This window comes from Streptomyces hokutonensis (assembly GCF_000376565.1).
GTDB lineage: Bacteria > Actinomycetota > Actinomycetes > Streptomycetales > Streptomycetaceae > Streptomyces > Streptomyces hokutonensis.
Map to the genome: position 1 here is coordinate 38,304 of NZ_BARG01000088.1, position 25,214 is coordinate 63,517.

Consider the following 25,214-nt stretch of genomic DNA (forward strand, 5'->3'; position numbering starts at 1 on the left):
GGTCACGACGCGAGCGGGCCCTGCATCACCAGGGCGAGGCCCTGTTCGGCGTCGTCGTTGAGGGCGGTGTGGAAGGCGCTGTCGTAGGCGTCGTCGCCGACCGCCTTGCGGGCCTGGAGCTCCCACTCCTCGCGGACGGCGGAGAGTTCGGGGGTGCCGTGGTTGGGGTGGCCGAGCATGCGCCAGAAGGTGTTCCCGGTACCCGACGTCCGCGCGGCTGCGATGCCGTTGCCCTGTACCGCGTTCGCCCCGGTGAGGAGGTCGAGCGCGAGGGCGATGCCGAGATTGTCGTGGAGGTTGTGCTTGCTGGTGAGCATGGCCCGGGCATGGAGCTCGGCGTCGTGCGCCCGCCCCTGGAGGAGGTCTATGAAGGCGAGTTGGTGGAACGCGTACGACCGCGCCCAGTGCTCGCCGTACCGCACACTGAGCCGGCGCAGGGCGACGGCCGCCTCGTAGGCCTCGGCGAGTCGGCCCAGCGCGGAGTGGGCGAAGGTGCGGATCACCATGCAGCAGAGCTGCGGCGCGCCCGACGGCGGCGACTGGCCGTGGGTGATCAGAGCGTGGTCGCACACCTCGTACGCGTCCTGGGGGCGGCCGGCCATGAGGTGGGTGAGGCCGACCGTGTGGGCGGCGAAGAGTTCGGACTGCGGGTCGCCGTCCTGGTGCGCGGCGGCGGTGCATTCCTCCCCGACGAGCAGGGCCCTGCGGTGGTCGCCCTGGAGGGTGAGGGTGATGCCCAGGGCCCACAGGGCGCGGGTGCGGGAGGGGCCCTTGGGCGTGTCGAGGGCCAGGGCGCGTTCGAGGTAGTCGCGGGATTCGTGGAGGTGCCCGCAGCAGGGCCAGAACAGGCCGGTGCGGCCCGCCATTTCGACGGCGGTCTCGGGGTCCGTCTCGATGAGGTGGTCGAGTGCGGCGCGTACGTCGCTGTGGCTCGCCGAGATCCGTGCGTACCAGGCGACCTGCTGTTCACTGAGCCAGCCGGCCTCGGCCTCGGCCAGCATGGTGGCGAAGTGCGCGGCGTGGAGGCCGACGAGAGCCTGCTCCTCGCCGAGTTCCGCGAGCCACATGGCGCCGTACTCGCACAGTGTGTCGAGCATGCGGTAGCGGACGCCGACCCGTTGCAGCACGGACTGGTCGGCCAGCCGGTCGAGGAGCCGGGGGACGGCGTCGGCGTCGAGCGGGCCGCCGGCGCACACGGACTGCGCGTCCGCCGCGTCGAAGGGGCCGCGGAAGACGGAGAGCCTGGCCCACAGCAGGCGCTCCAGCGGGGAACACAGTTCGTGGCTCCAGCCGATCGCCGTGCGCAGCGCCCGGTGCCGCCGGGGCCACGCGGTCTCGTCGACGAGCGTGTCGAGGCGCGAGGCGAGGCGCTCGGCGATCTCGCCGAGGCTGTTCTCCCGCAGCCGCGCGCAGGCCAGTTCGACGGCGAGCGGGATGCCCTCCAGGCGGTGGCAGATGGCGGAGACGGTTTCGGCGGAGCCGGGCGAGTCGAGGGACACGTCCGGGGCGGCCGTGGCACAGCGGTCGCGGAAGAGGCGTACGGCGTCGCTGGCACCTCCGTCGTCCATCGACAGCGGCATCACCTCGACGAGTTGCTCATCCCTGACGCCGATGGGCTGTCTGCTGGTGGCCAGGACCGTCAACCCCGGTGCGGAGGCGAGGAGTTCGCTCACCAGGAGGAGGCAGGCGGGCAGCACGCGCTCGCAGCAGTCGAAGACGAGCAGCACGTGCCGGCCGGCCAGCCACTCGCACAGCGCCTCGACGGGAGCGCGCGGATTGTGGTCCAGGAGATCCACGGCGTCGCAGACCGTCGCGGTGAAGAGCCGGTCGTCGTAGAGGTTCGACAGGTCGACCCACCAGACCCCGTCGGCGTACCGGTCCCGGACCTGCTCCGCGACGCGCAGTGCCAGGCGGCTCTTGCCCACACCTCCGCCACCGGTGAGAGTGACCGACCGATGCTGCGTCAACGCCGTTCCGACTGCGTCGAGTTCGCTTGCGCGGCCGACGAAGCTGGTCGTCACGACGGGGAGGTTGCCTACCACGGTCCCATCCTGCACGGCCCGGGCACGGCGCCAAACCCTCTCGCGGGAAACGGTCACAGGTGATCGGGCTTGGCAACTATTCGGTCGTCCCGTTCGTCGCGGCCGGTCCCTCGTGAAGGCGTCGGTTCAGAGGCTCCCGGGACGGACGAGACCGGTCCGCTTGACTCCGCTCAGGATGGGGGTGACCTCCAGCGTGGAGATGTGGGGGAGGTCGCCGATGGTCTCGCTCACGAAGCGGTAGAGCGCGTCGAGATCGGTGGCGGCGACCGCCACGAGAAGGTTGGCCGCGCCGGTGGTGGCGGAGGCGAAGCGGACCTGTGGGTGGCGGCTCAGTTGGCGGCCCGTCTCCTCCAGACCGCCGGGTGCGACGGTGATCCACAGCAGTGCCTCGGTACGGATGCCCAGCCGGCCCAGGTCGACCTCGGTCGCGAGCCTGAGCACCTGGTTGTCGACCAGCGACTCCAGCCGGCGCCGGGCGGTGAGCGGGGTGGTGTCGGCGCGGCGGGCGAGATCGGCGTAGGAGGACCGCCCGTCCTCGATCAGGGCCGCGACCAGCGCGTGGTCGACGGGCTGGAGACCCGGTCGGACGGCCGGGGTGGAGTGCTCCGTCCGCAGGTCGGCCAACTCGGCCTCCGTCAGCAGGCCGCCGCTCCAGTCGAAGGCCGCCGGGAAGACCCGCAGCAGAAGGTACGAGGTCCACGACTGGACCGCCGGGGTGGCCGGAAGATCGCGCAGCAGCAGCGAGTTGCGCGCGTCCGGCCCGTCCAGGAACAGGATCGTGCAGATCTCGTCGCCGCCGCCGAGGACATCCACCCAGACGGTGTCGGCGCGACGGGCCAGGGTGGCGGCGATGGCGCTGATCTGGTTGGGCCGGCACTTGATGCGCAGAGCCAGTGGGATCAGATCGGGGAACCACAGAGGATTGCGTACGGCGGTGGCGCGCAGCGTCCTGTCGTGGAACAGCGGTGCCGCGCGACGCACGACCGTGCGCTCCGAGAGACCCAGGACACGCCCGACCGTGCGCCAGGAGGCCCGCGGGGAGGCGAGCAGCGCGGCGGCGATCCGGCTGTCCGTCTCATTCAGCGGTTGGCCTGCTTTCGCCGGATTCCCGGATCTGCTGTCTGTCACTCGTCGTTCCAACCTTTCCTTCTGGCCCAGGGTACGAATCAATCCACTTTGTTGCGGCTGGCCCTGTCCTCGCCGCGCGCCCGCCCGCTGGGATGGACCCGCTTCCCGCCGTACGCCGACGGGCGGGAGGCGCGGAAACCGCCGCAGCCGCTCGAAAGGCCCTTGATGACCATGCCGCGCACCCGCTCGTTCGTGCAGGTCGACGTGTTCTGCACGAGCCCCTATTCCGGCAACCCGGTCGCGGTCGTCCTGGACGGGACGGACCTGACCGACGAGGAGATGCAGCGCCTGGCGCGCTGGACGAACCTGTCCGAGACCACGTTCGTACTGCCGCCCACCGCCCCGGAGGCGGACTACCGGCTGCGGATCTTCACGCCCAAGGGCGAACTGCCGTTCGCCGGGCACCCCACCCTCGGCTCCGCACGTGCCTGGCTGGACGGCGGCGGGACACCACGCGATGCCGACCGCATCGTGCAGGAGTGCGGCGCGGGCCTGGTCACCGTGCGCCGCGGCGAGGACACCCTGTCCTTCGCCGCCCCGCCCCGGGTGCGGGAGGGCGCGCTCGACGACGAGTACCTGGACCGGATCACAGCCGCCTTCGGTATCACGCGGGACCGGGTCGTGGACCACCAGTGGGTCGACAACGGTCCGGGCTGGGCTGTACTCCAACTCCCCACCGCCGAGGAGGTCCTGGCCCTCGAACCCGACCTCTCCCTCATCCCGAACGCGATGGTCGGCGCGATCGGCGCCCACCCCGACGGACATCCGTACCGCTTCGAGATGCGCACCTTCGCCCCCGCCGTCGACGTGCCCGAGGACCCGGCCTGCGGCAGCATGAACGCCGCCGTCGGCCAGTGGCTCACCTCCACCGGCGCCGCACCCTCCTCCTACCGCGTCTCCCAGGGCGCCCGGCTGGGACGGGCCGCGAGCATCGAGATCACCGCAGACCCGGACGGCACCGTCTGGGTCAGCGGCGCCGCCACCATCCGTATCCGAGGCACCATCACCCTCTGACCGCAGTCCTCACGCCCTGTCGGGCGAGAGGGTCTTCATGCTGACGTAACTGGTCACGGTGGCCACGCCGGGCAGGCCGGCCAGCTGGTTGGCGTGGAAGTCCTCGTAGGCCGGCAGGTCGGCCACCTCGACCTGGAGCAGATAGTCGAAGTTGCCGGTGATGTGGTGGGCGTGGACCACCTCGTGCAGCCGGGTCACCGCGCTCTCGAACGCGACCACGTCCGCACGGGTGTGCCGCACCAGCCGTACACCCGCGAACACCCGCAGCCCACGCCCGACCGCCGCGGGATCGATCAGCGCCCGGTAGCCGCGAATCACCCCGGCCTCCTCCAGCTGACGCACCCGCCGCAGACACGGTGACGGCGACAGCCCCACCCGGGCCGCGAGCTCGTTGTTGCTGATCCGGCCGTGCTGTTCGAGTACGGCCAGGATCGACCGGTCCACCTCATCCATGGTGGCAGATTATTGCTCCACCAGATTGCCTAGCACAATCCTGCGCCTATGCTGGGCGCAATTTGCTGCCAAAGTTGCCGGGATCCGGATACATCGGAGCTGCGGTCGGCCACGCTTCTTGGAGTTGGAGGCACACCGACGGTCCACGGAGGCAACCATGCCGGGCAGCAGCACCATCACCGTTCACGCCGATCGCGAGGTCCACCCCAGCCGTGCCGTGGCTCCGCCCATCTACCAGACGGCGGCATTCGCGGCCGAGGACGCGGAGACGTTCGCACAGGGCGCCGTCGCCCCACGGGGCAAGGACTTCTACACCCGCTTCGGCAACCCGAACCACGCCCAGGTCGCGGCCGTCGTCGCCGAACTGGAGCACACCGAGGCGGCCATGGTCACCGCCTCCGGGATGGCCGCGCTCACCACGGCCGTCCTGGCCCTGGTGTCCGCCGGCGACCACGTCATCGGGCAGAAGTCCACCTACGGTGGCACGGCGTCGGTGCTGCTGAACCTGCTGCCGCGCCTCGGGGTGTCGACCACCCTGGTGGACCAGACCGACCCGGAGGCGTTCGCGCGGGCGCTGACCCCGCAGACCCGCCTGATCCTGGTGGAGACCCCGAGCAACCCGCTGTTGCAGATCACCGACCTGCGCGCCGTGGCGGACCTGGCCCGCGCGCACGACGTGCTGACCGTCGCCGACAACACCTTCGCCACCCCGCTCAACCAGCGCCCGACGGACTACGGCATCGAACTGGTCTGGCACAGCGCGACCAAGTACCTCAACGGCCACTCGGACGTCTCCGCCGGAGTGCTCGCCGGCTCGGCCGACATCCTGGACCGCGTCTGGGACGTGGGCCTGCTCACAGGTGCCACGCTCGGCCCGATCGACGCGTGGCTGCTGCTGCGCGGCATCCGCACCCTGCCGCTGCGGGTGCCCCGGCACAACGCCAACGGTCTTGCGCTCGCGGAGGCGCTGAGCGCGCATCCGGCGGTGGCGAAGGTGCACTACCCCGGTCTGGCGACCCACCCCCAACACAAGCTGGCCGTCGACCAGATGAGCGGTTTCGGCGGGGTGCTCGGCATCGAGTTCACCGGCGGTTTCGAGATGGCCGACGCCTTCCTCGGGCGGCTGCGCTACCCCCGCCGGTCGGCCAGTCTCGGCGGAGTCGAGTCCCTGGCCGTCCATCCCGCGTCCATGTGGCGCGGAATGCTCAGCGACGAACAGATAGCGGAATCCGTGCCGTTGGGCCTGGTCCGGCTCGCCGCAGGCACGGAGGACACGGCCGACCTGGTCGCCGACGCGCTCGAAGCGGCGGACGCGGTGCTCACCGCTTGAACCATCCGCCCTTGAACAACCCCCACTTGAACCACCCGCAAGCGTCCGTGAAGGAGATCCCCCGATGAAGACCAAGAACCTGCTCACCGGCGGCACCGTGGTCAGCATGGACCCGGCCGTCGGTGACCTCGAACACGGTGACGTACTGATCGAGGACGGCGTGATCGTCCAGGTCGCCGAGCGCATCGACGCGCCGGACGCCGAGGTGATCGACGCGACCGACCGGATCGTCATGCCCGGCTTCGTCGACAACCACCGCCACTCCTGGCAGACCGCGTTCCGGGGCGTCGGCGCGGACTGGACGTTCCCCGAGTGGGCGGTGGCCATGCACGGCACGGTCAAGCCCCACTACCGGCCCGAGGACGTCTACGCCGGCACCCTGCTCGGCCGCCTGGAGGCCCTGCACTCCGGGGTGACCACGATGCTGGACTGGTACCACGTCGCCCAGAGCCACGCGCACGAGGACGCCGCCGTAGCCGCACTGCGGGACGCCCCGGGCCGGTCGATCTTCTGCCTCGGCGCCGGCTGGGGCACCGCCGACTCCGTCGACGCCGACATCCGCCGCGTCCACGCCGACCTGGCCGGGGACGGCCTGGTCACCATGGCGCTGGGGCTGCGCGGAGCCGACGACACCGGCATGGACACCGTCGCCCGTGAACTGAAGCTCGCGGCCGAACTCGGCCTGCGCACCAGCCTGCACGTCGACGGCGATGGCGCGAGCGGCGGCGACGGTACGCGCCGTCCGGTCGCCGACCTGCACGAGCACGGCCTGTTGCGGGACACCACCACGTTCGTGCACGCCAACGGGCTCGGCGACGAAGAGCTGCGCATGCTCGCCGACGCGGGCAGCTCGGTGTCGATCAGCCCGGACGTGGAACTCAAGATGGGCTTCGGCTGGCCGATGACCGGCCGGGTGCTCGCGGCGGGCCTGCGTCCGACGCTGTCCGTCGACGACGTCCCGTCGGTCGGCGGCGACATGTTCTCCACGATGCGTACGGCCTTCGCCGTACAGCGCGGCCTGGACGGCGGCCTGCGCTCGCGCGACCTGCTGGAGTTCACCACCGTAGACGCCGCCCGGTCCTGCGGGCTCGACGCCCAGGTCGGCAGCATCACGCCCGGCAAGGACGCCGACATCATCCTGCTCCGCACCGACGACCTGACCGTCTTCCCGGTCACCGACCCGGCCGCCACGATCGTCAGCGCCGGCCACCCCGGCCTCGTCGACACGGTCCTCGTCGCGGGCCGCGTGGTGAAGCGCGACGGGGTGCTCGTGGGAGTCGACCTGCCCGCCCTGCGTTCCCGCCTCCTGGCCTCCCGCAACCGGATCGCAGAGGCCGCCGGCATCCCGCTCGACGGCACCTGGCGCCCGCGCCCGGAGGCGAAGTAGGAGCGTTCGGAGGGGGCATGTCGTACGACACCCTCCAAGAGCGGAGACAGCCCGGGCCCCGGGGACAGACATCGTCCCCGGGGCCCGGGCGTACGGGTACCGAGTGCGGATCAGCCCTCGACGACGCCGGAAGCGGCGATCTCGATCTTCGCCTTGGTGGCGCCCGACTGCGAGCCCAGGGACTCGATCTTGTCGATGATCTCCTGGCCCTCGACGGCCTCGCCGAAGACGACGTGCTTGCCGTCGAGCCACGAGGTGACGACGGTGGTGATGAAGAACTGCGAGCCGTTGGTGTTGCGGCCGGCGTTCGCCATCGACAGCAGGTAGGGGCGGTCGTGCTTCAGGTCGAAGTTCTCGTCCGCGAACTTCTCGCCGTAGATGCTCTTGCCACCGGTGCCGTTGTGGTTGGTGAAGTCACCGCCCTGCAGCATGAACTGCGGGATGACGCGGTGGAAGCCGGAGCCCGCGTAGCCGAAGCCGTTCTGCCCCGTGGCCAGCTCGCGGAAGTTGCGGGCGGTCTTCGGGACGACATCGTCGAAGAGGTTGAAGACGATGCGGCCTGCGGGGGCGCCGTCGATGGTGATGTCGAAGTAGACGTTGCTCATAATAAATTCTGTCACTTTCGGTGTGATGCACACTGCCCGGCGCAGCCGTGTGCCGAACGCCGGACCGTTACCTCAGATAGCCCTGATGGCAGAACTCTATAGCGCGTACCGCCCGGGCCGGCGGAGCGGCGGGTGCCCCGGGTGGCCGCTGATAAAGTGGACGAACGCTTCGAGATCGCCGGGGCCCGTACCAAGGGGTGCGGGCCCCGGCGCGTTGCGGGCAACAGACCGAGGAAGGTTCCCCATGAACGCGAAGCCGCCGACCGCTTCCTTCGCCACGCTCGGACTGCCGCCCGAGCTGGTCGGGACGATGACGGACCTCGGGGTGACGGAACCCTTCCCGATCCAGGCGGCGACGCTCCCCGACGCACTGGCCGGCCACGATGTGCTGGGCCGGGCACGGACCGGGTCCGGCAAGACACTCGCCTTCGGGCTCCCGCTGCTCGTACGGACCGCGGGCCGGCGGGCGGAGCCGAAGCGGCCGCTCGCACTGGTCCTGGTGCCGACCCGGGAACTCGCGCAGCAGGTGGACGACGCGCTCACCCCGTACGCCCGGACAGTCGGCGTACGGCTGGCGACGGTGGTGGGCGGCCTGTCGATCAACCGGCAGACGGCGCTGCTGCGCACCGGTGTCGAGGTGCTCATCGCGACGCCGGGGCGGCTGACCGACCTGGTGTCGCGTCGCGACTGCCACCTGAACCACGTACGGATCACGGTGCTGGACGAGGCGGACCAGATGTGCGACCTGGGCTTTCTGCCGCAGGTCTCGGACCTCCTGGACCAGGTCCCCTCCGACGGGCAGCGGCTTCTGTTCTCGGCCACGCTCGACGGCGACGTCGACCGGCTGGTCCAGGACTACCTCCACGACCCCGTTCTCGCGTCGGTCGACGAGGTGGCGGGCTCGGTCGCGACGATGGAACACCACGTGCTGAACATCCACGGCGCCGACAAGTACGCCACGGCGACCGAGATCGCCGCGCGGGACGGCCGTGTGCTGATGTTCCTGGACACCAAGGCCGGGGTGGACCAGTTCACCCGTCACCTGCGGGCCGGCGGGGTACGGGCGGCGGCCCTGCACAGCGGGAAGTCGCAGCCGCAACGCACGCACACACTCGCCCAGTTCAAGGACGGCGAGGTCACCGTGCTGGTGGCCACCAACGTCGCCGCCCGCGGCATCCACATCGACGAGCTCGACCTCGTCGTCAACGTCGACCCGCCGGCCGACGCCAAGGACTACCTGCACCGGGGCGGTCGGACGGCACGTGCGGGGGAGTCCGGGAAGGTGGTCACCCTGGTCACGCCCGGCCAGCGGCGCGAGGTGAACCGCATGATGTCCGAGGCCGGCATCCGGCCGATCGTCACACAGGTGCGCTCCGGCGAGGAGAAACTGACGGCCATCACCGGGGCCAAGCGCCCTCCGGCGGGGACGAAGCCCGCAGGTAACGCCCCCTTCCGCGGCATGGGCACCCGTCCGGGCCGCCCGGCCAAGGAGTCCCGCAAGGCCGCCGAGGCCCGCAAGACCGCGGAAGCCCGCGCGGCGGCCCGGGTACGCAAGGGCCGCTGACCCCACGGACGACGGTGCCGAGCCCGAGAGGCCCGGCACTGGCTTCTCAAGCGCCGCCGACGACTCCGGGTGGGACGAAGCGGCGATGCAGTGGCCGGAACTCACTTTCGGGCTGACCGCTGATGCCGGCCTTCTCGACAGCGGGAGCCAACCGTTCGGCGAAGAAGGTCTCGAAGGCCTCCTCGGAGTCCCAGACGTCGGTCACATTGAGCGCTTCGTCGTCGAACCAGGCCACGTGCACCTGTGAGCCCGCAGGGGCCGTCTCCTCCCAGCCCACGGTGTCCCGAACAGCGTCGTACTGATCAGGTGTGACACCCGTCCAGCGCATGAACATCACCACAGCCAATGTCCGCTCCTCGCTCGTGTCGTGTACGACCGGCTACCGGCGTCCGCGTGCTTCGTTCACCGGCGGTGGCCCCGGCCATCGTCCTGCGCGACAGGGACGGGGCGAAGAGCGTACGGAGGCGCGGCGCGGCTGGGGTTCACTCCTCACGCCTGGTAGGCGGGAGTCCGCATGTGCGTGCGGAGGCCTCTTCGGCGGCGGGTAAAGGTGACCTGTCCATCTTCGTTCGCTCCGCCCCCGTGCCGCTCTGTGGCCCTAGGGACGCGCGGTTCTCGGCGGAGCCACCGAACCGCGTGGCTTCGCCGCCGGGGGCAGGACTTTGCGACGGCTGAGTTTGTTCTCGTCGATCGCTCTGACCGTGCGCTTGACCACCAGGTCCACCAGCAGGTCCGCCGGCCACCGGTAGCTGGACAGCGGGGGCGTCAACAGCCGCGACAGCGGGTGGTCGTCGAAGCCCATGACCGAGACGTCGTCGGGTACTTCGAGTCCCAGCTCCCGGGCGCCGGCGTAGACGCCGTAGGCCATCGAATCGGCCAGGCAGAGAAACGCGGTCGGCGGATTCGCCGAGCTCAGTACGGTCCGCGCCACGGCCGTGGCGCCGTCCAGGTCGTGCGGTGAGGGGTGGAGCGTGACGTCCAGTCCGAGACTCCGCGCGACCCGATGGGCGATCACCTCGGCTGGGCGGTCGGGGGTGGTGGGCCGGCTCGGGGTCATGACGGCGATCCTCCGGTGACCGCAGTCGACGAGTCGGTGGAAGGCGTCGGTGACCCCGGCCTCGTTGTCGAAAACGACCTCCGCCGCGGTGGCCGCACCCGGCAGTCCGTCGCCGATGGACGTCAGCACCGTCCGTCGGGCGACCTCCTTCCAGTGCGCGGCGGCCGGGTCGACCGGCAGGACGATGAGCGCGTCCACCCGCTGGTCGGCCAGCTGGGAGGCGAGCGTGGCCTCGAGTTCGGGGTCGTTCGAGGCGTCGACGATCAGAGCGTGCCGGCCGACGCCGAGGAACCTGCGGCCCAGGGCGGCGGCGAGATCCTGCTGCCAGACGTCGGCGAGCGACCCGCACAGCACCCCGACGTACCCTGTGCGTCCGGAGGCCAGGGCGCGGGCGATCGGGTCCGCCTGGTAGCCGAGCCGATCTGCGACCTCGCGGACGCGTCGCTGGGTCTCGGGCGGTACTTGAAGACCGCGGAGCGCGTACGACACCGCGGCGGCGGAGAGCCCGGTCTCCTCCGCGATGTCGCGCAGGGTGATCCGCCGCGGCTGTTTTGGCACCTCGTCAGTGTAACGACTCGATGAACTGGCGAGCCGCTCCTGCCGTCCGGAGCGGAGCGACCTTCGGCGAACATTGACACCGGCTCAGCTTAAGCGCTTCACTGGAACGCATCACTGAAGCGCTTAACCAAAGAGACGGCACGAGCGGGCACAGTGCGACCGCCATTCACCAACACCCGTGTCCGGAAGGCCTCGTCGGCCAGTTGTGCCTGCCCCCGTGAACGATCCTTCGTCGTACGACCGCCGGACGTGCCGCACGCGTCGGCAATCCACACCACCTCCTACTCGAAGGAGTACGACCATGACCGCACCGCTGCCGTCCCACGACCTCGACACCGCAGCCGCCCGCGATGCCGAGCCGTGGCACCGGGTGCGGGCGGCCGTCACTCTCGACGCGCTCCCAGGCCGCGACCTGGACAAGCGGGAACTGCTGGAGCTGGCCGCGTCGATCGTCGCGGACCCCGGCATCTGGCGTGAGCACGTGGCCTTCGACGACGACAACCGGCACTACGTCTCCCTGTACCGGGACGCCCATGTCGATGTCTGGGTGCTGTGCTGGACACCGCGGAACGACACCGGCTGGCACGATCACGATGTCTCGTCCGGTGCCGTGGCGGTGGCCGAGGGAGCACTCGTCGAACACAATCTGGCCGTCGGCGTGCCGAGCCTGGCGACCGAGGTGTCGGCCGGTCAGGTCTTCTGCTTCGGCCCCGACCACATCCACCGGCTCACCGGACGCGATGTCGGCAGCGTGTCGATCCACACGTACTCGCCGCCGCTGTGGCGGATGGGCCAGTACACGGTCGCACGCAACGGGATCCTCCGCCGCACCGCGGTCTCCTACGCCGACGAGCTGCGGCCACTGGACGACATGGCCTGACCCGACTGGTGCAGTTCGCTGCTGACGACCGGAGATCTGCGCGCTTCGTGGCGTAGTGGGCCCGGGAGTCGGGACCGCTGAGCGAGGCGAACGAATGCCGCGGGCCGACCGCCCGCCGATCAGGCGGCGGCAGCGCGCAGATCTCCGGCCGTCAGCAGCGACAACAGCCCGATGTCCTCGGCCGCGAGGGCGTCGGCGCCGCCTTGTTCACGGTCGATCACGCACAGAGCCGCAGAAACCTGAGCCCCCAGACCACACAGGTCCGCGGTCGACAGCACGATCTGTCCGCCGCTGGTGACCACGTCCTCGACGACCAGCACCCGACGGCCCTCGACCTCGGCTCCTTCGGCGAGACGGCAGGTGCCATAGGGCTTGGTCTGCTTCCGCACGAACGCGCAGGGCAGGCCCGTGTGCCGGCCGAGCGCGGTCACCACCGGGATGCCGCCCATCTCCAGGCCGGCCAGGACCTCGGTTCCGGAAGGCACCAGCGGAACCATCTGCCGGGCGATCTCGTCCAGCAGGACCGGGTCGCCCTCGAACCGGTACTTGTCGAAGTACTCCGTGGCGGCGCGTCCGGACCGAAGCGTGAAACGCCCCGTCAGATGAGAAGCGGCATGGATGCGGCGAGCAAGATCAGAACGGGTCACAGGCGTTCAGTCTTCCAGCCGTTCGTCCCCGCGAGGACACCGGCTCCCTCCACCGCCGCTCGGCGTCCCGTCTCGATTGCCCGCCGTCCGTCACGGCCGCGCAGGACCTGCCGCTTTCCGTCCTTCAGCCATGGCGTGGCCACTGAGCAGGCTGCCCGCGCCGGGAACGACCGCGGGCAGGCCCAGCTCGACGAGGGCGCGGTACGCCGTCGCGGTGGCCGCCGAGAGCACGGGGAGTCCCGCCGCTTCCTCCACCGGCTGGATCGACGGCAGCGAAGGCATCTGGACACAGGCGGACAGAACGAGTGCGTCGGCGCGTGACAGGTCCAGGCGCCTCCAGTGCTCGCGCAGGTCGGCGGGGTCGAGGCGGGCGACGGCCAGGTTGTCCGGCACCTCCAGGCTCAGCGCGTCCACCACCTCGATGCTCGCGTCCTCGATGTAGTCGGCCACGAGCTGCGTGAGCGGTTTCAGATACGGTGTGACGATCGCGACCCGCCCTGCTCCCAGGGCCCTGATGCCGTCGAGCAGAGCACCCGCGCTCGACACCACGGGAGCCCGGGAGCCCTCGGCGCGCAGCACCGCGGTGATCTCGTCCTCGGCGGTGCAGTGGTGCCCCGGTCCCTGCGCCATGATCGCCACGAGGCAGGCCGTGACGACCACGTCCGGCCGGGCGTCGGCCAGTTCCAGTGCCGCTCGCCCGGTCTGGGCGTTCATGGCACGGAGTTGTTCGGGCGTGACGTGCCGCATGCGCATACGGCTGCTGTGGAAGACGAACCGGTCCTCCGGAACCAGGGACTCCCGCTGCCGCATCATGCGCGGCAGTTCCGTCTCCATGGTCAGGTTCGAGCTGGGCACGATCATGCCGATGTGGTGATCGGACACGGGATCCTCCGGGTGTGGTCGGCCACCGGGGAACCGGAAGCCGCGGCCGCGGAGTCAGGGGCCCTCGGTGAGTCCCTCCCAGTGGTCGGCGAGGGACGTGAACAGGTGCATGATGTGCTCGCGCTGCTCCGGCCCGAACGGCTCGAGAAGCCGCTCGTCGAGCTGCCGGGCGCGGAGGTTCGCGTCGTGGAGGGTCTCCTCGCCCTCCTCCGTGAGATAGAGCAGTTTGCGCCGGCCGTCCTCCGCGGCCGTCCTGCGGACGATCAGGCCCCGGTTCTCCAGGCGCCGAGCTACGTCCGCCATCGTCGACGTGTCCAGGGAGACCGCCGACGCCATGGAACGCTGGTCGCTCCCCGGCGCCGCGTCCACGGCCTGGAGCACGGCGAACTGCGGGCCCGTGAGCGTCGGGTCGACGGCACGGATCCAGACCGCCAGATACGCCTGGTAGAGGCGGCGGACCTGGTAGCCGGGCGCGGCGGTGAGCTCCGGGGGAGGCCCGGGAGGCGTGGACGTCGGGGCTGTGGTTTCGTCACCCATGACGCCCACTTAAGCACGGCACTTGATCGAGTCGTCGGCCGGAGGGGCGATCTCCGGGAACCCGCGCGCCGACGTCACACCAGCATCGGGCGCAGCACCTGGCGCAGGGCCGCGAGTGCGGCGCGCGGGCTGTCCCAGAACAGCATGTGGCCGGCGTCCGGGATCTCGGCCAGTACCGCCGACGGCAGCAGCCGGGCCGCCTCCGCCGCGCCCTGGGCGGTGACGACCGGGCTGTCCGCGCCGTACAGGAGTGCCGTGGGCCCGGGCACGGAGGGCCACCACGCGAAGAAGTCCTCGCTCTCGAAGCCGCGGTGCGTGGCCGTGACGGCCACAGAGTCGCAACTCGCCAGCCAGCGCGCCCGCAGCTCCCGCTCCCGGCGCGGCCAGCGCGGCCAGGACCGGGCCACCTCGTCCGCGTCGGTACCGCGCCGCGCCTGCGCCAACTGGTCGAGGAAGACGTCCAGGGGAGTGGGATAGGGCCCGCGTCCGGGGCCGCTCATCGGCGGGTCGCCCAGCACGGTGCCCCGCAGCGCCACCTTGGCCCGGACGGCGGTCACGGCCGCGATCCGCGCGCCCATGGAGTGCCCGAAGAGGACCGGCCGGTGCAGACCGAGGCCCGCGACGACGGCCTCGGTGTCCTCGGCGTACTCCTCCAGCCCGTACGAACCACCGCCGTCGGACAGCCCGCGCCCACGGACGTCGACGACCAACGGCCGTACGAGAGACGTCAGTTCGCGGGCCACGAAGTCCATCGCGACGGCCGGACTGGTGATGCCGGGCAGCACGACCAGCGGGACGCCGTCACCCCCGTAGTCCAGGACGTGCAGGCGGGTGCCGCCCGAGCGGACCCAGCGGCTGGTGGCGGGGACGTCGGCGAGATCGGCGAGTGCGGGCTGCGAGAGCAGACGGGTGGGCGGGGGCATGAGGTTCTCCAAGTGGGCGGAGCAGCAAGGGGGTTACGGAGCCGTCCTCGGCAGGCCGTCGAGGTACCCGACGGCGTCCTTGACGTCGATCACGTCGCCGTACTTGGCCTGAATGTCGAAGAGGTTCGCCTCGTGCGGACCCTGTGCGCGGTCCCCGACGCACTCCCTCGGCACCAGCACCGAGAACCCGGACTGCACGGCGTCCACCGCGGTGGCCCGTACACAACCGCTGGTCGTCGCGCCGCACACCAGCACTGTGTCGCGGCCGAGTCCGGTCAACAGGGCGGCCAGGGACGTACCGAAGAACGCGGACGCACCCTTCTTCACGATCAGGTGGTCCTGCGGCGCCAGGGGGAGCCGTGGGTCCAGTGCGACCTCGTCGCCGCCTTCGACCAGGCTCCGCATGCCCTGCGCCTTGTGCAGCCAGGTGACGGCGTCGCCCGCTGCCTCGGCCGGTGTGTAGGCGATCGCGGTGAACACCACCGGTACGCCGGCCGGACGCGCCGCCGCGATCAACCTGCCTGTGGCGCGGACGACTTCGGTGAGGTCGGCGCCCGAAGGGAAGGCCTGTTCGGTGAAGCCGCGGGTGAGGTCGACGACGATGACCGCCGGGCGGCTGCCGCGGCGCACGGGTGCGCCGAACCCGGCCCGCTCGTAGGTCCGTTCCGTCTCCTGCCCGTACCGGATCCCGCTCATGACGTCCTCCGCAGGGCTCGCAACTCCCGTGCCTGGGCGCCGAGTCGGCCGAGCAGCCAGCCCTCCAGGACACCGAGGGCGAACACCCCTGCCACCAGGCCGTACTTGGCGGCCCGCGGACCGAGCAGCATCGCCAGGCCGTCGAGGCCGGAGTCCTGAGCGATGGCCGGCCGGGCCGCTGCGGGAGCCGTCGGAGTCGAGGCCGCGGGCGAAGACGGCCCGATCGCCCGGTCCTGGTCGAGCAGGCTCCCCAGGTTCCGTGCGAACTGCTGGAGGATCCGGTCGGACACGGTGACGATCGCGCCCTTGCCGAACTGGACGATCTTGCCGCGGATCACCAGGTCCGTGGAGAGCTGGAGCAGCGCTCCCTCGGGTGTCGCGAAGACTTCGAGCGCGACCTCCGCCTCCGCGTCCCCGCTGCCGTGGGTGTCCGTACCGCGCGCGTGCACCCGCAGCCGCCGCTTCTCGGCGTCGGTCTCCAGGAAGCGGACGGTACCCGCGTAGGAGGCGCTGATGGGACCGACCCGGATCTTCACCCGGCCCCGCCAGGTGTCGCCGTCCTGTCCGTCGAGTGCCGCGCCCGGCATACAGGACGCGACCCGTTCGACGTCGTTCATCAGGGCGAAGACGTCGTCGGGGGAGGCGTTGATCGGCACGGTGTTGGTGAGCTGCATGGGTCAGTGCTCCTTGCCGGCAGACATGTCACAGGGGGTGGCGCAGGCCCCGCGCCGGGCCGTCGCGCAGGCGTCGATCGCCTCGACGATGGTCTGGTAGCCGGTGCACCGGCACAGGTTCGAGGCGACCACCTCGCGGATCTCCTCCTTGCTCGCGTCGGGCCGCTCGGCGAGGAACCCGTCGGCGAGTATCAGGAACCCGGGCGTACAGAACCCGCACTGCAACGCGTGGTGCTCGGTGAACGCCCGTTGCAGATCGTTCAGGCCGCCGTCACCGTCCGACAGCGACTCGACCGTGCGAATCCGGGCTCCTTCGGCCTGGGCCGCGAACATCAGGCAGGCGCGGACGGGCCGTTCGTCGACCAGGACCGTGCAGGCGCCGCAGATGCCGTGCTCGCAGCCGACGTGCGTACCGGTCAGCCGCAGGTCGTGCCGGAGTACGTCGACGAGGGTGCGACGGGGCTCGGTGATCACTTCGTGCTGTTCGCCGTTGACGTCGAGGGCGATCAGCTGGAGCGGCGGATGTGTCACCACGGGGTCGGTGTTCATGAGGACAACTCCAGGCTCGGAGCGCCGTTCAGGGCGCGGTGCACGGTCTCGGGGGTGATCGGTGTGTGGTCGAGTTCGACGCCGGTCGGGCGCAGCGCGTCGTTGACGGCGTTGAGGACGGCGGCGGGCGCCCCGATCGTGCCGCCCTCGCCTGCCCCCTTCGCACCGGTCTCGGTGAACGCGCAGGGCGTCTCCAGATGGTGGATCAGCACGTCGGGGATCTCGTGCGCGGTGGGCACCTTGTAGTCCATGAAGCCGGTCGCCGACGGTTCGCCCTGGGCGTCGTACGTCACCTGCTCGAACAGCGCGCCCGCGATGCCCTGCGCGATACCGCCACGGCACTGCCCCTCCACGACCTGCGGGTTGATGGCGACCCCGCAGTCCTCGACGCACACGTACCGTAGGATCTCCACCTGCCCTGTGTCCGCGTGGAGTTCGACGACGCAGCCGTGGGTGGCGTTGGAGAAGGTGCCGTCGTTGAAGACGTCGAAGGTGGCGGTGACCGACAGGCCCGGCTCGATGTCCTTGGGCAGCAAGTGCGCCTGGAGATAGGCGATGTCGGCGATCTGCTCGTAGGTGAGGACGTCGGAGGCGTTACGGCGACGGGCCGCGCCGGACGTCAACTCCACGTCGTCAGGGGTGATGTCCCAGCGGGCGGCGGCGATCGCGCGCAGCTTGTCGCCGAGTTTCGCGGCGGCCAGGCGTACGGCGCTGCCGCCGATGGTGATGGAACGGCTGGCGAAGGTGCCGAAGCCGTAGGTGATGCGGTCGGTGTCGCCCTGATGGAGCCTCACCTTGGCGATGTCCAGGGCGAGTTCGTCGGCGACGATCTGCGCCATCGTCGTCTCGTGGCTCTGCCCGTGGTTCATGGTGCCGGTGGTGAAGGAGACCGTGCCGCTGGTGTCCATCCGTACTTCGGAGATGTCGAAGCCCGGCACCACCTTCATCTTGCGCTGCGCGAAGGCCGCCGAGCCGTAGCCGGTGCGCTCGCTGAAGCACGCGTAGCCGATGCCCAGGTGCCGGCCCTCGGCCGCCGCCGCTGTCTGCTTCTCGTACCAGCCCTCCTCGCGGACGAGCAACTCGCACAGGTTGAGCGATTCCAGGTAGGAGCCCGGGTCGTAGGTGATGTTGTTGACGCCCGTGTACGGGAAGTCGGTGATGACATTGCGGCGGCGGATCTCCACCGGATCCAGGGCCAGTTCGCGGGCGGCCCGCTCGAGAAGCCGCTCCATGACCATGACGTACTGCGGCCGGCTCACCCCGCGATACGGTCCGGTGGGCGCTTTGTTGGTGGTGACCGCACGGCCCCGCACCCGGTAGGCGGGCACCTTGTAGACGCCGGGCATCTCGGCGGACGCCATCAGCGGCTCGATGCCCGCCGTGAAGGGGTAGCAGGAGTAGGCGCCCATGTCGCAGACCACGTCCGTGTCGAGCGCGAGGATCCTGCCGTCGGCGTCGAAGGCCGCGCGGGCCCGGTAGTGCTGTTCGCGGGCGAGGAAGGAGGCGGTCAGGGCGTCCTTGCGGTCCTCGATCCACTTCACCGGCCGTCGCAGTCGTAGGGCTGCCGCCGCGGCGGCGATCTCCTCGCGGCCGACGACGCACTTCTGGCCGAACCCGCCGCCCATGTCGGGCACCACGACCCGTACGGCGCGCTCGTCCAGGCGCAGGCAGCGGGACGCCACCGTCCGTACCTGGTGCGGGATCTGGGTGCAGGTGTGCAGGACTAGCTGTTCCTCGCGGTCGTCCCAGTGGGCCACGGCACCCCGCGTCTCCAGCGGCAGGGCGTTCTGTCGTCCGGTCCTGGTGTCGACCTCTACGACGCAGGGCGCGGACGTGAAGATCCCGTCGATGCCGTCCGTCGCGAACAGTGAGACGTCCACCAGGGTGTTGTGCGCGGCCTCGGCGTGGACGAGGGGGGCGTCGGCCGCGAACGCCGCCTCCTCGGACATGACCGGGGGCAGCGTGACGTACGAGATCTTCGCCGCCTCCAGGCCGTCCTCCGCCGCGTACGCGTCGCGGGCCACGACGATCGCGATCGGCTCACCGACGTAGCGGACCTTGTCGCGGGCCAGGACCGGCATGGCGGTCGGGACGAACTCCGAGAGCGGGCGACCCAGTTGAGCGACGATGTCGCCCAGCTCCAGGTCCTCGGCCGTGAACGCGGCGACGACGCCCGGGACTTCGAGGACCGCCGACACGTCCACCGAGGCCAGCTCCGCGTGGGCGACGGTGCTGCGCACGAACTGGGCGTGCAGCATGCCGGGCAGCGCGATGTCGTCGACGAACCGGCCGCGCCCGGCGAGCAGCCGGGGATCCTCGCGGCGGCGAACGGCCCTGCCGACCAACTTCCGTTCGCTCATGGGGACATCGCTCATGGGGCCGTCGTTCATGGAGACATCGCTCATGAGGACACGGCCTCCTCGCAGGCGCGGCGGACCAGGGTCCGGACGAGTTCCCTGCGGTAGTGGGTGCTGCCGGACGCGTCCGCGGGCGGCTCCACGGCCTGCGCCGCGGCCGACGCACAGGCCTCGAACGAACCGCCGTCCGCCAGTACGGCCTCGGCCTCCGGCACCCGGACGGCCGCGGATGCCACCCCGCCCAGCGCGACCCGCCCGGAGCGCACCTCGCCGTCCTCCACATCGAGGTCTACGGCGGCGGCCACCAGGGCGAAGTCCCCGCGCCGCTCGGCGAATTCGGTGAGCGCGGCGTGTGGGGCGGGACGCGGGAAGACGATCTCGACGAGGATCTCGTCCGGGTCGAGGGCCGTCGTGTAGTAGCCGAGGAAGAAGTCGCCGGCCGCGATCGTGCGCTCTCCCCGCGGCCCGCGTGCCACGAACTGCGCGCCCAGTGTCACCGCGAGCAGGCACCACTCGGCGGTGGCATCGCCGTGCGCCATGCTGCCGCCGACCGTGCCACGGGTACGGATCGGCAGGTGCCCGATCCACGTCATGGCCCTGTTCAGGACCTCGAAGCCCGCCTCCAGCACCCCGGCCGGGTCGCTCTCCACCGTGTGGTGGGTGGTGAGCGCCCCGATGCGCAGCGCGCCGTCGGCGTCCCGGTGCATCCGGTCCAGTTCCCGCAGGCCGGCTATGTCGACGAGGTGCCCCGGTCGGGCCAGCCGGTAGTTCATCATCGCGACGAGACTCTGTCCGCCGGCGATGACCTTGGCGTCCTCGCCGAGCTCGGCCAGCAGCCCCGCGGCACCGTCGACGTCGCGGGCCCGGTGGTACTGGAAGGGGGCGGGCTTCATGGTCCTCCGTATGGTGGCTGGGCGGCCCGGGAGGGCCGGGGTCGGCTCAGAGCGCCGCCTGCTCGGCGATGCCCAGAGGTGCGCGGGCCGTCGGTGTCTCCTCCTCGTCGGCGTCCAGGACCCGGCCCTTCGTCTCCGGCGCCGCGAACGCCATCCAGACGACGGCCAGCAGCACCGCGACCCCCAGGACCGCGAAGGTCGTCGCCAGCCCCAGCGCGGGCCACATGAGCGAACCGAACAACAGCGGGGCGAACCCGGTGAGCGCCCGGCTGACCGAGGAGGCCCAGCCGAAGCCGCTGGCCCTGAGCTCGGTGGGGTACAGCTCCGAGGCGTAGGCGTACAGGACGGGAACCGTGAGCTGGATCAGGAAGCCGAAGACGGCGATCGCCACGACGGACCCGGTCGGCATCTTCATCACCAGCGCGAACACGACCAGCGCGGCGGACGCGACCGGAGCCGAGACCCCGATCAGCCACTTGCGGCCGACGATGTCGACGAGCGCCGTGGACACCAGCACACCGACGATTCCGACACCGCTCATCAAGGTGGTCTTCATGAAAGCCGCCGTGTCACCGAGACCCTCGTCCTTGAGGATCGTCGGCATCCAGCTCAGGGCCGCGTAGTAGACCAGCATGATGGTGGCGAACAACGCCCAGGCCGCGGAGGTGATGCGCGGGCTGAACTTCCATACGCGGCGCAGCTGTTCGGCCGCGGCGGCCACTCCGCGCGGGCCGGTCTCGGCGACGGGCTCCGGGATCGTGTACGGCACGGCCGGCGCGCCGGTACGGGCGACCAGGTCGTCGATGACCTGCCTGGCCTCCGTCTCGCGGCCCTTCTTCGCCAGGTAGACGGGCGACTCCGGGATACCCCGGCGCGCCCAGAACAGCAGCAGCGCGGGCAGCACCATCGTCGACAGCATCCACCGCCAGTTCCCGTGCACCGACAGCAGCGCCGTCGACACGAACCCGCACAGCGTGACGCCCACCGGCCACCACACATCGAGCCCGGTCAGCACCCGGCCCCGGTACTTGCGCGGCGAGAACTCGCTCACCAGCGCGTAGTCCACCGGTATGCAGCCGCCGAGGCCGATGCCCGCGAGGAAGCGCAGCGCGAGGAAGACCGGGTACGTGGGCGAGAGCGCGCCGAGGACGGAGAACAGGGCGAAGACCAGCAACGTGACGCTGAAGGCCTTCTTCCGGCCGATCCGGTCCGCGACCGAGCCCCAGGCGATGGCGCCTACGGCCATGCCGACGAGGTTGGCGGTGGCGACATATCCGCGCTCGCTCAGCGAGAGGCCGAAGTGCTCACCCACGAGTGGCATCAGGAAGCCGTTGAGGGCGATGTCGTACGCGTCGAAGAGGTAGCCGAGGCCACCGATGATGAAGATCTTTCCCTGGACGGACCATCTCCAGGGCAGTTCCTGAACGATCTGATCGCCTGTTTTCACGTTCGCTCCACGAGGTCGCGTTGACGTTCTTGAGGGGAAGGGCGGAGAGGCCAAGAGGTGGAGAGGCTCAACGGGCGAACTGGTACGAGAACGCGCCGAGATCCGGGTCGTTGAGCGGGGTGCCCGACCACAGCCAGTCGTAGGACAGGTCCGACTCCCCGTCGAAGTTCCTCAACTTCTCGTCCCTGGCCCGCTGTTCGGGGCCGTCGGGCAGGTGGTAGAAGGTCTTGTTGCGCAGGGAGGCGTCCTGCACCATGCCGGCGTGCTTGGCACGCCGGTCGACATAGCGGCGCAGCGCTCCCTCGACGCCGGCCGCTGTGACCGCGCCGAGTTCCTCGGCCAGTACGGCGGCGTCCTCCATGGCCTGCGAGGCGCCCTGCGCCTGGTAGGGGAGCATCGCGTGGCAGGCGTCCCCGAGGAGGGCCACCCGGCCGTCCGTCCACACCGGGTCGCGGCGCCGGTGGTGGAGCGCGAAGGCGGAGACGTCCTCCTTCGCCTTGGAGAGCATGGCCGGTACGCGGTCGTCCCAGCCGGGGAACGCGTCCACGAGGTCCTGCGCGGTCGCGGACACACTCCACTTCGCGGCGACCTCGTCCGTGCAGGGCACGCACGCCACGACGTTGAGGTACTCGCCGCCACGGATCATGTAGTGCACGAGGTGCCGGTCGGGCCCGTACCAGATGGTGCTCTGGAACCGGTCCACGAGCCAGCGCGTCGCCGGGTCGGCGGCGATCAACTCGCCCGGGATCAGCGCCCGGTAGGCCATCTCGCCGGAGAACAGCAGGGTGTCGGGGGCGCCCATCAGGTCACGTGTCCGCGAGCGGATGCCGTCGGCGCCGACGAGCGCGTCGCCGGCGTGCCGACGCCCGTCCTCGGTGACCGCGACGGGACGTTCGGGGTCGGTGCGGTCCAGGTCGACGACCTTGCTTCCGGTGTGCACCTGGACGACGGGACCGGGACCGGCGGGGTCGACGCAGGCGTCCAGCAGGATGCGGTGGAGATCGGCCCGGTGGTAGTGCCAGTAGGGGGCGTTGAACCGGTCCTTGACGCGCTGTCCCAGCGAGGTCAGCCCGACGATGCGGCCGTCCTGCCACCGCCGTCGCACTTGATCGAGCGGCTCGGTGTGGATGGCCTCCATCTGCCGCCGCAGTCCGAGCCCCATCAGCACCCGGCTCGCGTTGGGCGCCGTCTGGATGCCCGCGCCGGCCTCGCCGAGCTCGGACGCCTGCTCCAGGACGGTGACCCGCAGACCGCGCTGCCGCAGTGCCAACGCGGTGGTGAGCCCGCCGAGACCTCCTCCGACGACGGTGACTTCGTACGACTGGCTGGGCGCCACACTTCCTCCAACTCGCGTGCGGGTACGGGTGGTTCGGGGGGAGCAGACCGGCGCGGTCAGTCGCCGGGCAGCTTTCCGGCGGTGACGACCTCGACCTCGTCGACCGTCACGGTGCAGCCGCGCATCGCGATGTCGAGGTGGGCGTAGGACTCACGCCCGAGGACCGGGTGCGGGCCCGTCGACCAGAGGAAGTTGCCGGCGAAGGCGCGGGCGTCCATGCCCATCAGGTCGTCCTTGCCGTACATCGCTGTGGCGAACCAGTCGGCGGTACGCATCAGGCCCCACCCCATGTGGGAGAGGCTGCGCGCCCACTGGTCCCGGGCGTCCTCGAAGAACGTCGACAGCAGTTCGGCCTCGGCGCCGCCGGACACCTTCTCGATGTGTCCGCCGGCGATCTGCAGGGTGACCGGGGAGCGGACGTACTCCTTGAAGGGCAGCAGGATGTCGCCCTCGGCGAGCACGATCTGCCCGTCGGAGATCTCCGGCCAGCACAGCACCATCGTGCTCGGCCAGTGGTCCCAGCGGCCCGGGTCGTCGGCGAAGCCACACTGGAACTCCGGCTTGGAACCGGCGAGTTGGACGGTGAGATCGGTTCCCGCGTCCGAGGTGACCCGCATGACGGACGACCGCTTCAGCAGGCCGACGCCCTCCAGCACCTCCGCCTTGTCGCCCTCCTTGGGGAGGTTGCGGATCAGCACGTCGGGGGCGTCGCAGACGAAGATGATGCGGGTGCCGGCGCGCAGGATCTCCTGCTGGACCGGCGCGTGGATGAACCCCTCGCGGGTCAGGTCGACGACCAGGTCGGCCGACTTGAGCAGGTCCTGCGCGGTGCTGTCGTTGAGGACGGAGACCAGTCCCGGGCCCGCGCCGGTGTGGGTGCTGGGCATCGGCGCGGGGCTGCCGCCCGGCACGGTCGCGGAGATGACATGCGCCCCGCACGCCTTGGCGGCGCCGAACGCGGCCGCGACGTAGTCGCCGCGGCTGCCGGGCTCGGACAGCACCACGACGTGCTCGTCGCTGCGCAGCTTGCACAGCCGCAGCTCGCGGGTGAAGGCATCGAGCAGGTCGACGGACGAAAGATCGAACACGGGCTTCTCCAGGTTTCGCCGAGAGGTGCCGACAGTGCTCTTCGGCGGCCTGCGGACATGGCGCAGGCACGCTCCGGGCACGGCGACGGAAGGGAGAGCGAACAGGGGAGAGTGGAGGGAGACGGGGAGCGGAGGCAGGGCGGATCGACCCCGCGATGCATGGGTTGAGCAGCGGATTCGGGGCGGTGGGGTGCCGCCCGACAGAGATAATCCGAGCACGTACTATCTCTGCTTGGCAAGGGGGTGCGCGCCGAGTTAACACGGTTATTTCGTGACGGGCCGTCAGGGTGGACGCGAACTTCCGGGCTGATCTCCGCTTTGCGTGCGCACGACACGAGGATCGTCGTCAACGGTGGTGGCAACGTCACCGTGGGCACGGCGCAGACGATCCGCTGCCCCGTCGAAATCACCGTCAAGGCGAACGACGGCGGCTACTGGATCTCCGACCTGGCGCGGGCCGATCGGGAGGACCGCAAGTACCACGGGTTCCCCGGGCGGCAGGTCAAGCTCCAGTTCAGGAAGAAGGGTGCCGCCCACTTCGCCACGGTCAAGACCGTCACGACGGGCGACACCCGGCAACTGACCACCGAGGTGACCGACACCGCGGCAGACAGGTGGAGCTGGTACTTGTGCGACTTCGCGATCTAGGTGACCGGGCGGCCGGCGAGCGGTCGTCGGTGGTGGGCGTGTCCGGCCTGTGCCTGGTGGAGCCTGTGGCAGATGGAATAGCTGTCCACTTGGTGCTCGCCCGTTCCAGCCACGGTGTTGATCACCGATGCCGGGCGGAGCCGGTTCTCAGCCCTGGGACTCGATCTCGGTGTCTGCGACGGCGATGGCGACGCCGAGAGCCGTGGCGATGTTGCCGGCTGCGGTCATGACGCGGGCGGTGCCCACGATGGGCGCGATGGCGACAAGGACGTCCTGCAACTGGTCGGCGGTCAGGCCGGTCTTGAGGGCGGGGTCGATATGGGCCACGTACGAGATCGGCGGAGCGTCCGAGGCGGCGAGCGCGGCGATACGCGTGAGGATGAGCAGGTCCGGGGTCATCCCGCATCGCTCGATCGAGTCGATCGTCATGGCGGCGAGGGTGTCAAGGACGGGTGTTTCCGATGAAGTGGACATGCCGTATGTCCTCCTGGTGAGATTCGACCCCGAGAGACAACAGGC

The 25,214-nt window shown here is 70.6% G+C and carries 25 protein-coding genes; 6 read left to right on the forward strand and 19 right to left on the reverse strand.

Annotation, left to right across the window (positions count from 1 at the left end):
• Window positions 1–2: 2 nt before the first annotated feature.
• A complete protein-coding gene (locus tag SSP08S_RS44810) occupies window positions 3–2,021 on the reverse strand; it encodes an ATP-binding protein (protein ID WP_245608081.1) in 2,019 nt (672 codons plus the stop codon).
• 147 nt (window positions 2,022–2,168) lie between these two features.
• Window positions 2,169–3,170, reverse strand: coding sequence for an Lrp/AsnC ligand binding domain-containing protein (locus tag SSP08S_RS44815; protein ID WP_019074191.1), 1,002 nt, complete (start codon window positions 3,168–3,170; stop codon window positions 2,169–2,171).
• A 48-nt stretch (window positions 3,171–3,218) separates the two neighbouring features.
• Here SSP08S_RS44815 and SSP08S_RS44820 point away from each other — a divergent pair, with 48 nt between their 5' ends.
• On the forward strand, window positions 3,219–4,184 hold the full coding sequence (locus SSP08S_RS44820) for a PhzF family phenazine biosynthesis protein (protein WP_245608082.1): 966 nt from the start codon (window positions 3,219–3,221) through the stop codon (window positions 4,182–4,184).
• A gap of 9 nt (window positions 4,185–4,193) precedes the next feature.
• Here the strand turns inward: SSP08S_RS44820 and SSP08S_RS44825 are convergent, their stop codons facing one another.
• Window positions 4,194–4,637, reverse strand: coding sequence for an Lrp/AsnC family transcriptional regulator (locus tag SSP08S_RS44825; protein ID WP_019074193.1), 444 nt, complete (start codon window positions 4,635–4,637; stop codon window positions 4,194–4,196).
• Between the two features lie 157 nt (window positions 4,638–4,794).
• Between SSP08S_RS44825 and SSP08S_RS44830 the strand changes: the two genes are divergently transcribed.
• Both SSP08S_RS44830 and SSP08S_RS44835 read left to right on the forward strand, forming a co-directional pair.
• On the forward strand, window positions 4,795–5,967 hold the full coding sequence (locus SSP08S_RS44830; RefSeq protein ID WP_019074194.1) for a trans-sulfuration enzyme family protein: 1,173 nt from the start codon (window positions 4,795–4,797) through the stop codon (window positions 5,965–5,967).
• 64 nt (window positions 5,968–6,031) lie between these two features.
• Window positions 6,032–7,354 (forward strand): amidohydrolase family protein, encoded by a 1,323-nt coding sequence (locus SSP08S_RS44835; RefSeq protein ID WP_019074195.1) that lies wholly within the window; start codon window positions 6,032–6,034, stop codon window positions 7,352–7,354.
• Between the two features lie 110 nt (window positions 7,355–7,464).
• On the opposite strand, the gene SSP08S_RS44840 is transcribed toward SSP08S_RS44835, so the two are convergent.
• Entirely contained in the window at window positions 7,465–7,959 is a 495-nt protein-coding gene (locus SSP08S_RS44840; protein ID WP_019074196.1) for a peptidylprolyl isomerase, read from the reverse strand.
• A 244-nt stretch (window positions 7,960–8,203) separates the two neighbouring features.
• On the opposite strand from SSP08S_RS44840, the gene SSP08S_RS44845 reads away from it, so the two are divergent.
• Complete coding sequence (locus tag SSP08S_RS44845) at window positions 8,204–9,523, forward strand: DEAD/DEAH box helicase (RefSeq protein ID WP_019074197.1); 1,320 nt, start codon at window positions 8,204–8,206, stop codon at window positions 9,521–9,523.
• 46 nt (window positions 9,524–9,569) lie between these two features.
• Here the strand turns inward: SSP08S_RS44845 and SSP08S_RS44850 are convergent, their stop codons facing one another.
• Window positions 9,570–9,863: a hypothetical protein gene (locus SSP08S_RS44850; RefSeq protein ID WP_019074198.1), complete on the reverse strand. Its 294-nt coding sequence runs from the start codon at window positions 9,861–9,863 to the stop codon at window positions 9,570–9,572.
• Between the two features lie 258 nt (window positions 9,864–10,121).
• Complete coding sequence (locus SSP08S_RS44855; RefSeq protein ID WP_019074199.1) at window positions 10,122–11,138, reverse strand: LacI family DNA-binding transcriptional regulator; 1,017 nt, start codon at window positions 11,136–11,138, stop codon at window positions 10,122–10,124.
• Between the two features lie 301 nt (window positions 11,139–11,439).
• Here SSP08S_RS44855 and SSP08S_RS44860 point away from each other — a divergent pair, with 301 nt between their 5' ends.
• Window positions 11,440–12,018, forward strand: coding sequence for a cysteine dioxygenase (locus SSP08S_RS44860; protein ID WP_019074200.1), 579 nt, complete (start codon window positions 11,440–11,442; stop codon window positions 12,016–12,018).
• A 119-nt stretch (window positions 12,019–12,137) separates the two neighbouring features.
• Here SSP08S_RS44860 and SSP08S_RS44865 read toward each other — a convergent pair whose 3' ends face one another.
• The 12 genes from SSP08S_RS44865 to SSP08S_RS44920 all read right to left on the reverse strand — a co-directional run bounded on the left by SSP08S_RS44865 (window position 12,138) and on the right by SSP08S_RS44920 (window position 24,047).
• The gene (locus SSP08S_RS44865) at window positions 12,138–12,665 is read right to left on the reverse strand and encodes an orotate phosphoribosyltransferase (RefSeq protein WP_019074201.1); all 528 of its coding nucleotides are present in this window, start codon (window positions 12,663–12,665) and stop codon (window positions 12,138–12,140) included.
• Between the two features lie 90 nt (window positions 12,666–12,755).
• Entirely contained in the window at window positions 12,756–13,547 is a 792-nt protein-coding gene (locus tag SSP08S_RS44870) for a maleate cis-trans isomerase family protein (RefSeq protein WP_019074202.1), read from the reverse strand.
• A 54-nt stretch (window positions 13,548–13,601) separates the two neighbouring features.
• Window positions 13,602–14,084: a MarR family winged helix-turn-helix transcriptional regulator gene (locus SSP08S_RS44875; RefSeq protein ID WP_019074203.1), complete on the reverse strand. Its 483-nt coding sequence runs from the start codon at window positions 14,082–14,084 to the stop codon at window positions 13,602–13,604.
• Between the two features lie 74 nt (window positions 14,085–14,158).
• Entirely contained in the window at window positions 14,159–15,007 is an 849-nt protein-coding gene (locus SSP08S_RS62925; protein ID WP_019074204.1) for an alpha/beta fold hydrolase, read from the reverse strand.
• 33 nt (window positions 15,008–15,040) lie between these two features.
• Window positions 15,041–15,703, reverse strand: a complete 663-nt coding sequence (locus SSP08S_RS62930; protein ID WP_019074205.1) for an isochorismatase family protein — start codon at window positions 15,701–15,703, stop codon at window positions 15,041–15,043.
• Window positions 15,700–16,377: an SRPBCC family protein gene (locus SSP08S_RS44890; RefSeq protein WP_019074206.1), complete on the reverse strand. Its 678-nt coding sequence runs from the start codon at window positions 16,375–16,377 to the stop codon at window positions 15,700–15,702. Before SSP08S_RS44890 ends, SSP08S_RS62930 begins: the two co-directional genes overlap by 4 nt.
• Window positions 16,378–16,380: 3 nt before the next feature.
• The gene (locus tag SSP08S_RS44895) at window positions 16,381–16,926 is read right to left on the reverse strand and encodes a (2Fe-2S)-binding protein (RefSeq protein WP_019074207.1); all 546 of its coding nucleotides are present in this window, start codon (window positions 16,924–16,926) and stop codon (window positions 16,381–16,383) included.
• Window positions 16,923–19,331, reverse strand: a complete 2,409-nt coding sequence (locus tag SSP08S_RS44900; RefSeq protein ID WP_019074208.1) for a xanthine dehydrogenase family protein molybdopterin-binding subunit — start codon at window positions 19,329–19,331, stop codon at window positions 16,923–16,925. Before SSP08S_RS44900 ends, SSP08S_RS44895 begins: the two co-directional genes overlap by 4 nt.
• Window positions 19,328–20,176 (reverse strand): FAD binding domain-containing protein, encoded by an 849-nt coding sequence (locus SSP08S_RS44905; protein WP_019074209.1) that lies wholly within the window; start codon window positions 20,174–20,176, stop codon window positions 19,328–19,330. Before SSP08S_RS44905 ends, SSP08S_RS44900 begins: the two co-directional genes overlap by 4 nt.
• Window positions 20,177–20,222: 46 nt before the next feature.
• Window positions 20,223–21,623, reverse strand: coding sequence for an MFS transporter (locus SSP08S_RS44910; RefSeq protein ID WP_019074210.1), 1,401 nt, complete (start codon window positions 21,621–21,623; stop codon window positions 20,223–20,225).
• A gap of 67 nt (window positions 21,624–21,690) precedes the next feature.
• Window positions 21,691–22,959: an FAD-dependent oxidoreductase gene (locus tag SSP08S_RS44915; protein WP_019074211.1), complete on the reverse strand. Its 1,269-nt coding sequence runs from the start codon at window positions 22,957–22,959 to the stop codon at window positions 21,691–21,693.
• Window positions 22,960–23,015: 56 nt separating this feature from the next.
• Window positions 23,016–24,047, reverse strand: coding sequence for a 2,5-dihydroxypyridine 5,6-dioxygenase NicX family protein (locus SSP08S_RS44920; RefSeq protein WP_019074212.1), 1,032 nt, complete (start codon window positions 24,045–24,047; stop codon window positions 23,016–23,018).
• A 318-nt stretch (window positions 24,048–24,365) separates the two neighbouring features.
• On the opposite strand from SSP08S_RS44920, the gene SSP08S_RS44925 reads away from it, so the two are divergent.
• Entirely contained in the window at window positions 24,366–24,695 is a 330-nt protein-coding gene (locus SSP08S_RS44925) for a hypothetical protein (protein ID WP_019074213.1), read from the forward strand.
• A 147-nt stretch (window positions 24,696–24,842) separates the two neighbouring features.
• Here the strand turns inward: SSP08S_RS44925 and SSP08S_RS44930 are convergent, their stop codons facing one another.
• On the reverse strand, window positions 24,843–25,169 hold the full coding sequence (locus tag SSP08S_RS44930; protein ID WP_019074214.1) for a carboxymuconolactone decarboxylase family protein: 327 nt from the start codon (window positions 25,167–25,169) through the stop codon (window positions 24,843–24,845).
• Window positions 25,170–25,214: the final 45 nt, after the last annotated feature.